Below are 13,561 nucleotides of genomic sequence, written 5' to 3'. Positions count from 1 at the left end.
ACTTGGGCTCACCATTTGTATTCCGACCTCGCCAGATCCCCCGCCACGTCATAATCGTCACCCAAATACTGCTTCGCCAGACGCGTGATCGTTCCGTCCGCGATCATGCCGGCGATGGCCTCGTTCATTGCCAGCCGGAGTGCATCCGCGCCTTTCGGTACAACGGCAGCGCCTAATGAATAAGCCACCGGCTCACCCGCCAGCTTGATCGGCAAGTGATTCACTTCCTGCATTTTCTTGCCGGCGAAATAGGACTCGATAATCGCATCCAGTCGCCCGAGCGCCAGATCGTTGTAAAGCAGGCCGCCGGCGTCATACGTCAGTATTTCCGACTCCTTCAGATTCTGCCGTTCCCACAACTCATTACTGGTGCCCAGACTTGCCCCCACTTTTTTGCCCTTTAAACTGGCGACATCCTGTATGTCGACATTCTTTGCATTCACCCAGATACGAAACTCTTCAACACCGTAGGGCGATGTGAAGTCCACCACGGCCGCCCGATCCGGGGTTTTGGTCATGCCGTTGATCACCACGTCATACTTTCGGGTCTGAATGCTTTGGACAAAACTTGAAAACTTATCCGCGACAAATTCGACGTTCGGCACGCCGAGGCGTTTGAAAATTTCCCGGGCAACAGCGATGTCATAGCCATCCGGTTTATTCTCAGCGTTAATAAAACTCAGGGGCGGACTGGTCTGGGTATTAGCAACGCGAACGGTCCCGGTTTTAACCAGACGAGATAACGAGTCATCTTCGGTGGCGTGTACCCATGAACAAGAAATCAGCGCCAACCCACAAACCAGCCCCTGAAAGTAACGTTTAAACATTGGTGTATTCATGATCTGCATGCCCCATTCGAATAAATTGCTGGATACGTTCATTGCTCTTGGAACCAAAGAACTCCGCGGGAGAGGTGTCGTGCAAAATCAGCCCGCCCTCCATAAAAATCACCCGATCAGCCGCCTGCCGGGCGAAGCTCATTTCGTGGGTGACAATCACCATGGTCATGCCGGCATCCGCCAGTTCCCGCATGACGGTGAGCACTTCATCGCGTAACTCAGGGTCCAGCGCCGAAGTCGGTTCATCGAACAGAATTACTTCCGGTGTCATCGATAATCCCCGGGCGATGGCCACCCGCTGTTTCTGCCCGCCCGACAACCGCGCGGGATAGAACATGGCCTTGTCGGCCAGGCCCACCTGCGCCAGCAACTCTCGCCCCCGAATCATCGCCACACGCCTGGGCACATGCTTGACGCTGACCAGACCTTCGATCACGTTCTCCAAAGCGGTCATGTGCGGGAACAGGTTGAATGACTGGAAGACCATGGCGGTTTTGCGCCGCAGAGCCGCGATTTGCGCCTGATCGTCATGACTTAGCGCGTGGCCTGGCCTGAGGGTGACCCGATGCCCGCAGACCTCCAACGCACCACTGTCCGCCTGTGCGAGGAAGTTGAGCGAGCGCAGCAACGTTGTTTTCCCGGAACCCGAAGGGCCAAGGATGACCACCACTTCACCGCAGCGTATTTGCAGATCGATGTTATTCAGGATGAGCAAGTTTCCGTACGACTTGGACAAGCCCTGAACATTGATTTTCAATTCACTCATGATATACGCCTCGACAACCGACCTTCGATATAGGTTTGAACCAGCGTCAGGCATTGGTTGATCAACCAATAGATAAACCCGACTATCAGGAACATCTCCATGTAACGGAAAGTCGCGGCCCCCATTTGTTGAGCAACACTGGTCATTTCCACCACGGTAATAATCGACGCCAGGGAAGTGTCCTTGATCAACGCCACCAGTTGCCCGCCTACGGACGGTAACGCGACACGCATGGCCTGGGGCAGGATGACTCTTTGCAGGCACTTCCAATACCCCATGCCCATCGCAAACGACGCTTCCCATTGCCCCACGTCAACCGCATTGATACCCGAGCGAAAGTTCTCGCTCAGATAAGCAGCGGAAAACAGACTTAGAGCAATCAACGATGACGTTATCGGCCCCAACTCGATACCGTAATTAGGCAATCCGAAGTAAATCAGAAGGAGCTGCACTAATAACGGAGTACCACGGAAAACCGACACATACATGAACGCCATAAATCGCAGCAGTCGGTAAGTAGAGTTTCTCATCAGTGCGATCAACATTCCGAGGATCGAACCAAAGACAAAGGCTCCCAGCCCCAGCCATACGGTTACCCATATGGCGGTCTTGAGCAGCGGCCACGAACGAATCAAAAGTTCGAACATGTCACTGCTCCTCTACTGCAACAAGCGCGTGCCTTTCCGTGGCCTTGATAAGCTCTGCGTTGACTTCGGTACATTTGCAATACGGTTTTAGAACGCTGATATTTGTTGTCATTTTTCCATCCTTTCTTCAGGTTGGCTCGATGTGAGGACCTTAAGGTGGCAGCTGTTCAATAGTGCAAAGAGTGGCGAAATCTGGCGTTTCGCCGACCCGATGGTTGCTCAGGCCTCGGTGAAAGATTGATAGTGGCGCAGTGCGTTTTCGAGGTCCGCGATGAGTACATCGGGATCTTCCAGGCCAATGGAAATGCGAATGATCGGCTGATCGGTCAGGGCAAACTTGCGAGCCTTCTGCTGGCTGGCGGGATAATAGGCAACGAGGCTATGAGTGCCCCCCCAACTCGCGCCGATAGGAAAGTGCTCAAGGGCATTGAAAAACTTACTGAAGGCTTCCTCCGGCGCAGATTTCAGGATGAAGGAAAACAAGCACCCGCTGCCTTCGAACTGCTCCTTCCAGACTCGATGGCCGGGGTGACTTTCCAGCGCCGGGAACAGGACATCGGTGACCAGCGGATGCCTCTCCAGCCAGCGCGCGATTTTGAGCGTGTTGCGGCTCTGCTCATGCATCCGTAGCGGGAAAGTATCCAGACCGCGCATCACTAGGAAGCAGTCCTCCGGACTGGCCGCCAGGCCTAATACACTTTGGGTTTCCCGCAAAATTTCATAGTGATTGAAGTCATTCATGCTGATGCTGCCCATCAACAGGTCGGAATGCCCGCCAAAGAGTTTGGTCGCCGCTTCAACGGCAAAGTCCACACCATGCTCCAAGGCACGGAAATACAAAGGACTGGCCCAGGTGTTATCCATCATGGTCAGCACACCATGTCGCTTGGCAACGGCCACGATGGCATCGACGTCCTGCATCTCCATGGTGATGGTGCCCGGGGCCTCGATGCAGATCATCTTGGTATTGGGCTTGATAAGTGCCTCGATTTCGCCATCCACCGTGGGCGGGTAATACTCGACGTCGATGCCCAGTTCGGCCAGCCAGTAGCTGGCGAATGCCTTCAAGCCGCCATAGGCGGAATCCGACACCAAGAGATGATCGCCGGCCCGCACAAACCCCATCACTACGGCCATCAAGGCAGCTTGGCCGGAGGGTGTCAGCACGCAATGTCTCGCATGTTCGAGGTCGGCAATTCGTCGCTCCAGGCCGCGAGCCGTCGGTGTTCCCGTCACGCCGTAGCTGTAGCCGTCGGGTTGACGTTTTTTGCGTGCAGCGAAATCTTCGAACGAATCAAATACCACGGTGGACGCCCGCCACACGGCAGGTGACAAGCTGGCAAACGGATTATCGGCGTGATCTTTAAAGCTCATGATGGAAAAAACCCCGTGTTGTTGTGTGAACCGAGTCTGTTCTTGAAAGCAACTGGCAACAACACTGGAAACTATTTACCCTATAAGCTGAACTTATAGGGTGATGGAACTGGCATGGGCTTTCGTGAGATCGAGATTTTTCGCGCGGTGGTGAACGCCGGCAGCACCATCAAGGCTGCCAACATGCTGGGTATTTCCCAGCCGGCGGTCAGTCAGGCCATCCGTAAACTGGAAGACAGTTCGGGCCTGCAACTGTTCGTTCGTGCCCGTGGGCGCCTGGTGCCAACCCAGGAAGCCACGGCACTGATGGTGGATGTCGACAAGTTCTACATGGGCTTCGAGGCGATCGAGCACCGCATCAAAAGCCTGCGCCAATACGGTATCGGGCGCCTGGTAGTGGCCGCCCACCCAGCCTTGGGCAATTCATTCGTACCCCGTGCATTGGCGGCTTTCGAGCCCGGCAAAAGAGATATCCAGGTTTCGCTGAAAATCCTCAGCTCCCGTGAAGTGCATCAGGAAGTGGCCGCCGGCCAATGTGACTTTGGCCTGATGGCCGATGAGATGCCTGTCGCGGGGCTAGAGCATTCGCCTTTTGTCGACACCATGGGCTACGTAGTGATGCATGCCTCCCACCCGCTGGCCAAGCGCAAAATCATCCATCCCGCCGATCTGGCCGATGTCGACTTTATAGCCCTCAACCCCGAAGACAGCAGCAGACACCGGCTCGAGGACTCAATGGCGGCGGCAGGGGTAAAGTTAAAAGTACGCATCGAGACCCCTTACGCACACACCATCTGCGAACTGGCCCTGCTCGGACAGGGCGTAGGCGTGGTAGCGCCGATTACGGTGTGTGATTTTCTTGACCGGGGATTGGTTGTAAAGCCTTTCAGCATCGACGTGCGCTTTTCCAGCATTCTTATCTTTCGCCCCGGTAAACCCTTGCCCGATAACGCCAGACAGTTCATTAGTGCCATGCGTATCCAGTTGAACAAAGATCTGAAAAGAGCTCGAAGCAAAGTGTCAGCCATCCAATAGAACGCCCGCAAAAACCTGACAGAGAAAACTCTTTCACTATCAAGGATTATTCAATCCATCAGGATTGCGCACTCATGAGTCCACCCGCGCCACATCAATTCCGATGATGCCGAGTATCCAAACTGAAGATTTTTTTAAAACACTTTTCAGTCTCACAATCAGCGCCAGAAGCAACCAAGAGATCTTGCTTCCTCTCTGACTCTTACTGGAAGACACCCTGATGAAATATGCAATGCTCGCCTCACTCATGATGTTTAGCGTTTACGCTTCAGCCCATGACGGCGCCAACAACACCGCCTCGATCCCTGAACCTGAGCAGTACAACTATTCCGAACACCTGGATATCGCCAAGGTCATCGACATCACTTCGGTCGAGGACACTCAGAACGCTTGCGGCCCGGTGGACGCGCACATGGTGTATGTGGATCACAAGGGCACGACGCACAACCTGCAATACAAGATACTGGGTGGCGACTGCCAGAATGGTTAATGCGTCAAAGGATACAGATGCAAAAAAGAGGAGATAGCTTCGATCTGAAGCTAATCTCCTCTTTTTTATTCAGTCTGGAAAACTGCACTCATTCCACAGTTACACCCCGCTTTCATCCCGCCAATAAATCCGGTGTGAGCCATCGAATCAGGCTTGAGCAATACCCATAATCCGATTGCCCATACTCACGCCCCAATCCCCCATGCGCTTGCCTTCTGCAAGTTGCTGTTGCTGCCAGGTCTGCAGGGCATTGTCGAGGTCGTCAGTGTCGTTGATGGCTTGAGCCAGGGAAAATGCATTGCGGGCAGCCTTGGCCGTGCTTCCGGCGGTGTGAGGACGCGGCACGAAGGCGGCATCGCCAGTCAACAGCACACGGCCAAACACCATTTGAGGGACTTTCAGGTCAAGGATCGCTTGCACAAAAATATCCTGTGTCTGGCGAATCAGTTCACGAAAAGCCGGGTTCGCCTGCCGCTGCGCCATGTCCCGTATGTAAGCATCCTGCCCAGTGGCCAAGGCCCCGGGTGGAATGGAATGACTACGCCGATGGCCATCACTGTCAGTGAGCACAGCGTCCAGTTCCGCCCCTTGTGCAGCTTTCAAATACCACAGCCAATTGAACCGACGCTCGCCAGGATTCACAGAGCCACTCACGCTCGGCACCATGTATTCCAGCATCAGCGATTCAGGGTCTTGCTGAAAAACAAAGTCCTCGTAAAGCTGCATTTTGGCGAAGTCTGGAAGTTGCTCTTCATCGACCAGCCCGCGCCACACCACATACCCCGAATAGCTGGGTACTGTTCCAGGCAACACCACGCTTCGCACGGTTGAACCCGCGCCATCAGCGCCAATCAGCAGGTCTGCCTCGGCACTGCTGCCATCGGCGAAAATCGCAGTCACTCGGTGCTCGTTCTGAGCCAGATCCACCAGCGTCTTGCCACGGTGATAATGTTCGGCGGGAAATGCAGAAAACAATGAGCTGTACAGTGTGTTCCAGGACGTCTGGGTTTGCGGCATCGGCTCTTTATGCACGACGGTACCGGCTCGATCCAGATAGAGACGATCATGGGACCGGACACCGAGCGCGCCTGCATGATGAATGCCCGCATAGCGGAAATGTTGCAGGACGTCCGCTTGCAGAACAATGCCACCGCCACGGCTATCCATCGCTGCCGGCGACCGCTCGAAAATATCGACGTGCCAACCAATCGCGCGTAACGCCGTGGCGGCGAACAGCCCTCCCAGGGAACCACCGATGACCAAGGCCGTCGGAACGCCTGAACTCTTCATGACCTTTCTCCTCGTTGCAGGGTGATTCCCCAAGCGCGGGGTTTAGCGTTGCGTTATGCCAACACCGGATAGTCGATGTACCCCTTGGCGTCGCCGCCAAAAAAGCTATTGCCGTCCGCCACGTTGAGTTCATTGCGACCGCGCAAGCGAGCCGGCAAATCGGGGTTGGCAATGAACGGACGACCAAACGCGATGAGGTCCGCACGGCCCTGCGCGATGGCCTGTTCGGCCGTTTCGCCGGAGTAACCGCCCGCCAGCATCAGAACGCCGTGGAAGTCATTACGCAGTTGCTTGATGATCGCGTCCCAGCGTGGATCGTTACTTTCATCGAGCACCGTGCCGACCATCATCGGCTCTACCAGGTGCAGGTAAGCGAGATTCCAGTGATTGAGGCGGGATGCGATGTAGCCAAAGGTTTGTTCCGGGGTGTCATCGCCCATGCCCATGAAACGCCCCATCGGTGTCAGGCGAACGGCAACGCGTTCGGCACCGACTTCCGCGGTCACGGCTTCCACGACTTCAAGCAGCAACCGCGCGCGGTTTTCGATACTTCCCCCGTAGCGATCACTGCGCTGATTGCTGGCGCTGTTGATGAACTGGTCGAGCAAGTAGCCATTGCCCGCGTGAATTTCCACACCATCCATGCCGGCCAGAATCGCGTTGCGAGCGGCCTTGCGGAAGTCGGCAACGATCGCTTCGATCCCTGGAATGTCCAGCTCCTGAGGAACAGGTACATCACCCCATACGCCCTCGCCCTCTTCATTCAGGATGAAGGTCTTGCCGGGCACTGGCTGCGCGGTCGGTGCCACCGGCAAGCCGCCGCCGGGCTGGAACACCGGGTGCGACACTCGCCCCACATGCCAGAGCTGCAGGAAAATGCGCCCGCCTTCTGCGTGCACGGCCTCGCTGACAGCCTTCCAGCCCTGAATCTGCTCGTCGCTATGGATGCCGGGCGTCCAGGCGTAACCCTGGCCCTGCTGTGAAATCTGAGTAGCCTCGGTAATGATCAACGCCGCACTGGCACGCTGACGGTAGTACTCGACGTTCATCGATGTCGGTACGTTGCCAGGTTGCCCCGCCCGCGAACGAGTCAGAGGCGCCATGGCGACACGGTGATCGAGGTTGAATTGACCGAGTTTGATAGGGCTGAACAAGTGATGAGTCATGATGATTTCCTGAAGGGATAGGGATTGAGAAAAACGCCTTAAGCGGCTTGGCTTCGTTTCAGTATCTGGATCATTATTTCGATGGGTTGGGCGCCACTGATCACGTCATCTTCGATCTGGATACTCGGCACCGAGCGCACACCGGACGCCTTGGTTTGGGCTTCGAGCTTCAAGACTTCCGCCGTGCCTTCATCGGCCTTAAGAAAGTCGACAATGAGCTCTCGGTCCAGCCCGCTTTCGGCAGCGATGTCGGCCAGCACAGTGAGGTCGCCGATATCCCGCCCTTCGCCGAAGTACGCCTTGAAAATGGCCTTGACCAGCAAGGACGCGTCTCGACCCGCCTGTTGCTCGCGCCATACCAACCGATGCGCGGCCAGGGTGTTGGGCGTTTTTTCGACTCGCTCATAATGGAACTCAAGGCCGATGGCCTTACCGGCGTGAGTGACCTGTGCGTCCATGGCCTCGCTGCGCGCCCAACTGCCGAACTTGCCAGAGCGATAGGCTTTGCGATCCATGCCTCGAACAGGCATGTCGGGGTTCAACTGATAAGGCAGGAAACTGATTGGGCGGTCCGTTGAAAAACCCGAAGCGGCCAGCGCGCGCTCAAGATTTTCCTCACCGATCCAGCACCATGGGCAGATGAAGTCGTAAGTCACCTGAATTTTGGATGCGTGCAAACTCATGACGGTCTCCGTGGTTGAATGTTTCACCCCCCAAGGTAGGTGCCGGAGCGCCGTCAGAGAATCCACCCGCTGCACAACGTTGCTTTTCGCAAAACGCAACGATGAGCCCATCACGCCTTTGACTGGCTTTGCTACTAGAGTAATTCGGTGAGGAAATCAATGAACGCATTGATACGTTTCGAGCCGCGATGATTGGGCAGGTACAAGGCCGAGATCGCTGAACTGGCGCTGTTCGGATTGACGACAAAAGCGTCGAACAAGGACGTGAGTCGACCACTGTCGATGTCATCATTGACCAACCAATCGGGTAACAGCGCCACCCCGCACCCGGCCAGCACCACTTCGCGCAGGACCTCGGCATTGTTGCTCTTGAATTGCCCTTCGACGGGCACGCGCAGCGCTTGGCCCTGCTCTGTAAATGTCCAGAACTGCTGTGGCGCGCCATAGTTGAAGCACATGCACTCGTGTTGCATGAGGTCCATGGGCCGGTCGGGAAATCCACGGGCTTTCAGGTACTCGGCGCTGGCGACTACGCGACGGCGAAAACTGCCGATGCAGCGGCTGACCACCGTTTCCATCGCTGCTGGCGACCCCATCCGGATCGATAGGTCGATGCGTTCGCCGAGCAGATCGACGATGTCGTCCGATAGCGTCATATCCAGTACGAGCAGGGGATAGCGCGCTAAAAGCGCGCCGACATGAGGGGCAATAAGACGCTGTCCAAATGCCACGGGCACTGAGATACGCAACTGTCCCGCGGGCACTTCACCGCGGTCCGAGACTGACTCGTCGGCGTCAGCCACGGCACTCAGAATATCCCGACTTTTCAGGTAATACACACCACCGGCATCGGTCAACGTGACTTGCCGGGTAGAGCGATTCAGCAGTACGGCACCCAGGTCATCCTCAAGCCTGTCGATCATTCTGGTCACTGAAGAGGTCGCCAGATTAAGTTGCCTGGCGGCAGACGAAAAGCCCTTGGAATCTACTGACTGGATGAACATTTTCAGTGCGAGCAGCTTGTCCTTGAAAACCCCTTCCGTCATTACGTTCCTTGAGCGCGTATCTTTGGACATGGGCGCACCCTGCGCGAGTTAACGGTTGTTAATTCTGCCGCCGTTGCGCCTGGCGCAATGTAGCGTTGCGCCTTGATGGGGTACTCCATCACAAGCGCCCTCTCTAAGCTCACGACATGGAAAATCGCCGTACGCCAATCGCACGCGGTGGATTGAAAAATCTGTCGTTAATTCAGCTCGAGAGGTAAGGCGATGAAGCGCAAGACGATCATCGGTGCCGTTCTGGCAATCGGCGTAGTGGGGTTAGGATTTGCATTCTGGATGATGTGGAGGCCGGAAATTGCCACTGTCAGCCATCGCCCGAATGCTGATCGCGAGACGCTGGACAGAGGCCGTCGCGTGGTCGAAGCGGGCGACTGTGCGGTCTGTCATACACGGCCAGGGGGCGCCTACATGGCCGGCGGTTTGCCGCTGGTAACGCCCTTCGGAACCCTATTCACCACCAACATCACCCCGGACCCGGAGTCCGGTATCGGTCAGTGGTCGCTGGACGCCTTTGAACGGGCCATGCGTGAAGGCATCGCGCGTGACGGCCACTTTCTCTATCCGGCCTTCCCCTACGTGCATTACCGGAAGATGAGCGATGCCGATATTGCCGACGCCTATGCCTTCTTGATGAGCGTGGACCCGATCAACTACACCGCACCGGAAAATCATATGGTCTTCCCCATGAACTTCCGTCCGCTGGTGTCTTTCTGGAACTTACTGTTCCTGCATGGCGATCCACTGGAACCACTTCCCGACCGATCAGCACAATGGAACCGCGGACGTTATCTGGTAGAGGGCGCGGGACACTGTTCATCGTGCCATTCGCCTCTGAATCTTATTGGCGGGGAGAAAGGCAGCGAACTGTTCAACGGTAGCGTCGTCGATGGCTGGACAGCTCCTGCCCTGCGCGGAATGAGCGAGGCGCAACACCCTTGGAATGAAGCCCAGTTGGTCGCCTATCTGACGGGCGAGGTCGCCGAAGGACATGGCGCAGCGGCGGGCCCGATGTTGCCGGTCAGCCTGAGCATTGCGCAATTGCCGGCGGAAGATGCGCAGGCCATCGCGCAGTACATTCTTGACCTCAAGAAAACTTCATCGGATGCCCCATCGCCGTCCTGCATCTCTGGGGTCAAGCCCAGCGCCAGGGCGCTACTGGGCGCTGCGTTGTTCGACGGCGCCTGCGCGAGTTGCCATGGCAGCGCGGCGCCGATGCGCGTCATTGAATCGCGGCCGGCATTGGCGAACACCTCGGCGGTGATGGCGGACTCGCCACGCAATTTGATCCAGACCATCCTGCAGGGCATCCCGATGTCAAGCGCCGCTTCCAGCCACTACATGCCCGCCTTCGCCCACAACCTGGACGACACCCATGTGGCTGCACTTGCCGAGTACCTGCGCAACGAAAGCTGTGCGAACCGACCCTGGACGGATCTCGACAAGACAATCCAAAGTATTCGGGCTCAGGAGCAGCAACCGTGATCACACTTGACATCAACGGCAAGACTCACGAACTGGACATCGCGGACGACATGCCCCTGCTGTATGCCTTGCGCAACCAGGTGGGGCTCAATGGCGCCAAATACGGCTGCGGCCTGGGTCAATGCGGCGCCTGCACTGTGTTAGTGAACGACAAACCGGTGTTTTCCTGCCTGACGCCGTGCGGCGCGCTGGCGGGCAAATCGGTGCGAACCGTCGAGAGCCTCGGCAGCGTCGACCAACCGGGGCCGTTGCAGAAAGCCTTTATCGATGAACAGGCCGCCCAGTGTGGCTATTGCATTGCAGGAATGATCGTACGGGCGCAGGCGCTGCTGGAGACCAACCCTCATCCAGACGATGAAACGATTCGCCGACACATGGCACCGAATTTATGCCGCTGCGGCACCCATGTGCGGATCTTCGCCGCGATCAAGTCGGTTGTCGCGCAGGGAGGCAAGGTATGAAAAACCCCACGCAAGATGTCAATCTGAGCCGCCGCGCCTTCGTGATAAATGGAGCGTTGGTGATGGGATTTGCCCTGCTTCCCGGTATTCCCCGCGCCTTCGCCGACACCGAAGTGGACACTTTGGGTACGGCAATCCTGGCACCCGATCTGCCCGGCAGCCTGCGAGCCACGCCCTATCTGGACGCCTGGATTCGCATTGATGCGGAAGATGGCATCACCGTCTACACCGGCAAAGTGGAACTGGGCACTGGCGTTAAAACCGCGCTGCTGCAGATCGCCGCCGAACGTCTGGAAGTGCCACCAGGACTCATCCGTTTTCTCACTGCCGACACCGCGCTGACACCCAATGAAGGTTACACCGCCGGCAGCCATACGATCGTCGACAGCGGCACTGCGCTGTTCAACGCCGCGGCTCAGGTGCGTCAGTTGTTGCTCGAGTCCGCAGCACGGCAATGGCAGCTCACCATCGACGCTCTGACCACCCGGGACGCGGTGATCTACGATGCCCACGGTCGCAGCATGACCTACGCACAAGCAGTCGTGGGGGTTCAACTGCATCGCTTCGCCTCGGCCGATTCGCCCTTCAAGCCAGCCAGCAGTTTCACCCTGATTGGCAAATCATTGCCTCGACTGGACATCCCGGACAAAGTCAGCGGCGGTGCGGCCTATGTGCAGGACATACGCCTGCCCGACATGCTGCATGCCCGCGTGATACGCCCACCCCGGCGCGGCAGTCAGCTTCTGGAGATTGACGAGGCCGCCCTCAGGAAACTCCCCGGCGAGGTGAAACTGGTCCGCAACGGCAGCTACCTTGCCGTGGTCGCCACCGATGAATGGCTGGCGGTCAAAGCGATGCGCGAGGCCTACGCCACGGCCCGCTGGACAGAAGGTAACCCGCTGCCTGACTCGACACACATCCATCAACTCCTCACCGAATTGCCGGCGCGGCGCTACCCGGTGAGCGCCAAGGGTGACCGCCCGCAACCTGGACCGCAGGCCTATAAAGCCCGAGTGACCAAGCAATACCTGATGCACGGCTCCATCGGACCCTCCTGCGCAGTGGCCTGGTTCAAGGACGGCACGTTGACCGTCTGGACCCATACGCAAGGTGTCTATCCGTTGCGCACGGGCATCGCCGAAATGGTCGGACTGCCGGTGGCTCAGGTGCGTTGCATCCACGCTGAAGGCTCCGGTTGCTATGGTCACAACGGCGCCGATGACGCCGCCGCCGATGCCGCGCTGATCGCCATGGTCATTCCCGGCGAGCCGATACGGGTGCAATGGATGCGCGAACAGGAAAATCTCTGGGAACCCTACAGCTCGGCCATGCTTGCCGAAGTGGAAGCGGGACTGGATGACAACGGGCGTCTTCGTGACTGGAAATACGAGCTCTGGAGTACGCCGCACAACGAACGTATCGTCAATGCCGGGCGCCTGTTGCCGGCGTGGTTGCTGGCCAAACCCTTCACCCCCGCGCCCTCGGTCCCGATCGCTCAACCGGAAGGTGACGGCGATCGAAATGCCGTTCCGTTATATGAGATACCCAACCTGAAGGTCGATCTGAACTTCGTGCTGACCATGCCATTCAGGACCTCGGCGATGCGCTCGCTCGGCGCCCATATCAACGTGTTCGCCATCGAGAGCAGCGTCGATGAACTGGCGGCCCGGGCCGCCGTGGACCCGGTGCAATTTCGCCTGAATCACTTGAGCGACCCGCGCGCACGGGCGGTGGTGGAGCGCGTGATGGCAGAGTTCCGCTGGCCGCAAAAAGCAACGGGACCCGGCAGCGGAATCGGCTTCGCCTTCGCCCGCTATAAAAACATCATGGGTTACTGCGCGATCGCCGTGCAGCTACATGTGCAGCGCCAGACCGGGCAGGTGACGATTGATCGCGTAGTCGCCGCCGTCGACGTGGGGCAAATTGTCAGCCCCGACGGGCTGCTCAATCAGATCCAGGGTGGCATCGTGCAGTCCGCGAGTTGGACGCTCTATGAACGAATCCTATATGACGCAGGCGGCATGCATAGCTTCGACTGGAGCGGCTATCCGATCATGCGTTTTACGGATATGCCGCACCAGGTCGAGGTCCACATGATTGATCAGCCGGATCAACCATTCCTTGGTGCCGCAGAGATCGTCCAGGGGCCCATGGCTGCAGCATTGGGCAATGCCATCAACGATGCCACCGGCAAGCGCTTGCTCGACCTGCCCCTGGCACGACGTGGCTGGCAGGATGCATTGGGGTCATGATCGATCCGGGCGGTA

13 protein-coding genes are annotated in these 13,561 nt (G+C 57.5%); 5 read left to right on the top strand and 8 right to left on the bottom strand.

Going from position 1 to position 13,561, the window contains the following annotated elements:
* Nucleotides 1-8 precede the first annotated feature (8 nt).
* From ABH912_RS31940 to metC, 4 genes are all read right to left on the bottom strand, one after another.
* Nucleotides 9-881: a transporter substrate-binding domain-containing protein gene (locus ABH912_RS31940; RefSeq protein ID WP_429512859.1), complete on the bottom strand. Its 873-nt coding sequence runs from the start codon at nt 879-881 to the stop codon at nt 9-11.
* Entirely contained in the window at nt 820-1,605 is a 786-nt protein-coding gene (locus ABH912_RS31935; protein ID WP_429512858.1) for an amino acid ABC transporter ATP-binding protein, read from the bottom strand. Before ABH912_RS31935 ends, ABH912_RS31940 begins: the two co-directional genes overlap by 62 nt.
* Complete coding sequence (locus ABH912_RS31930) at nt 1,602-2,252, bottom strand: amino acid ABC transporter permease (RefSeq protein ID WP_429512856.1); 651 nt, start codon at nt 2,250-2,252, stop codon at nt 1,602-1,604. Before ABH912_RS31930 ends, ABH912_RS31935 begins: the two co-directional genes overlap by 4 nt.
* Before the next feature lie 219 nt (nt 2,253-2,471).
* Nucleotides 2,472-3,626, bottom strand: coding sequence for a cystathionine beta-lyase (gene metC, locus ABH912_RS31925; protein ID WP_429512854.1), 1,155 nt, complete (start codon nt 3,624-3,626; stop codon nt 2,472-2,474).
* A 114-nt stretch (nt 3,627-3,740) separates the two neighbouring features.
* Between metC and ABH912_RS31920 the strand changes: the two genes are divergently transcribed.
* Together ABH912_RS31920 and ABH912_RS31915 are read left to right on the top strand one after the other, a co-directional pair.
* A complete protein-coding gene (locus ABH912_RS31920; protein WP_429512853.1) occupies nt 3,741-4,661 on the top strand; it encodes a LysR substrate-binding domain-containing protein in 921 nt (306 codons plus the stop codon).
* A gap of 232 nt (nt 4,662-4,893) precedes the next feature.
* On the top strand, nt 4,894-5,151 hold the full coding sequence (locus tag ABH912_RS31915; RefSeq protein WP_429512851.1) for a DUF2790 domain-containing protein: 258 nt from the start codon (nt 4,894-4,896) through the stop codon (nt 5,149-5,151).
* A 147-nt stretch (nt 5,152-5,298) separates the two neighbouring features.
* Here the strand turns inward: ABH912_RS31915 and ABH912_RS31910 are convergent, their stop codons facing one another.
* The 4 genes from ABH912_RS31910 to ABH912_RS31895 form a co-directional block, all read right to left on the bottom strand.
* Nucleotides 5,299-6,441: an FAD binding domain-containing protein gene (locus ABH912_RS31910; RefSeq protein ID WP_429512850.1), complete on the bottom strand. Its 1,143-nt coding sequence runs from the start codon at nt 6,439-6,441 to the stop codon at nt 5,299-5,301.
* 53 nt (nt 6,442-6,494) lie between these two features.
* Entirely contained in the window at nt 6,495-7,607 is a 1,113-nt protein-coding gene (locus tag ABH912_RS31905; protein WP_429512848.1) for an alkene reductase, read from the bottom strand.
* 38 nt (nt 7,608-7,645) lie between these two features.
* Entirely contained in the window at nt 7,646-8,290 is a 645-nt protein-coding gene (locus tag ABH912_RS31900; RefSeq protein WP_429512847.1) for a DsbA family oxidoreductase, read from the bottom strand.
* Between the two features lie 134 nt (nt 8,291-8,424).
* The gene (locus ABH912_RS31895; RefSeq protein ID WP_429512845.1) at nt 8,425-9,336 is read right to left on the bottom strand and encodes a LysR family transcriptional regulator; all 912 of its coding nucleotides are present in this window, start codon (nt 9,334-9,336) and stop codon (nt 8,425-8,427) included.
* Nucleotides 9,337-9,558: 222 nt separating this feature from the next.
* Here ABH912_RS31895 and ABH912_RS31890 point away from each other — a divergent pair, with 222 nt between their 5' ends.
* The 3 genes from ABH912_RS31890 to ABH912_RS31880 are packed head-to-tail and all read left to right on the top strand — an operon-like array spanning nt 9,559 to nt 13,546.
* On the top strand, nt 9,559-10,833 hold the full coding sequence (locus ABH912_RS31890; RefSeq protein WP_429512843.1) for a c-type cytochrome: 1,275 nt from the start codon (nt 9,559-9,561) through the stop codon (nt 10,831-10,833).
* The gene (locus tag ABH912_RS31885; RefSeq protein WP_128192420.1) at nt 10,830-11,294 is read left to right on the top strand and encodes a (2Fe-2S)-binding protein; all 465 of its coding nucleotides are present in this window, start codon (nt 10,830-10,832) and stop codon (nt 11,292-11,294) included. Before ABH912_RS31890 ends, ABH912_RS31885 begins: the two co-directional genes overlap by 4 nt.
* On the top strand, nt 11,291-13,546 hold the full coding sequence (locus tag ABH912_RS31880) for a molybdopterin cofactor-binding domain-containing protein (RefSeq protein ID WP_429512842.1): 2,256 nt from the start codon (nt 11,291-11,293) through the stop codon (nt 13,544-13,546). The genes ABH912_RS31885 and ABH912_RS31880 overlap by 4 nt, the downstream gene beginning before the upstream one ends.
* The last annotated feature ends 15 nt before the right edge of the window (nt 13,547-13,561 follow it).

Source organism: Pseudomonas sp. BT76 TE3572 (assembly GCF_050435365.1).
Taxonomy (GTDB): Bacteria; Pseudomonadota; Gammaproteobacteria; order Pseudomonadales; family Pseudomonadaceae; genus Aquipseudomonas; species Aquipseudomonas fluorescens_W.
The sequence above is the reverse complement of the archived record's forward strand: the minus strand, read 5'-3'. Positions and strand labels throughout refer to the sequence as shown.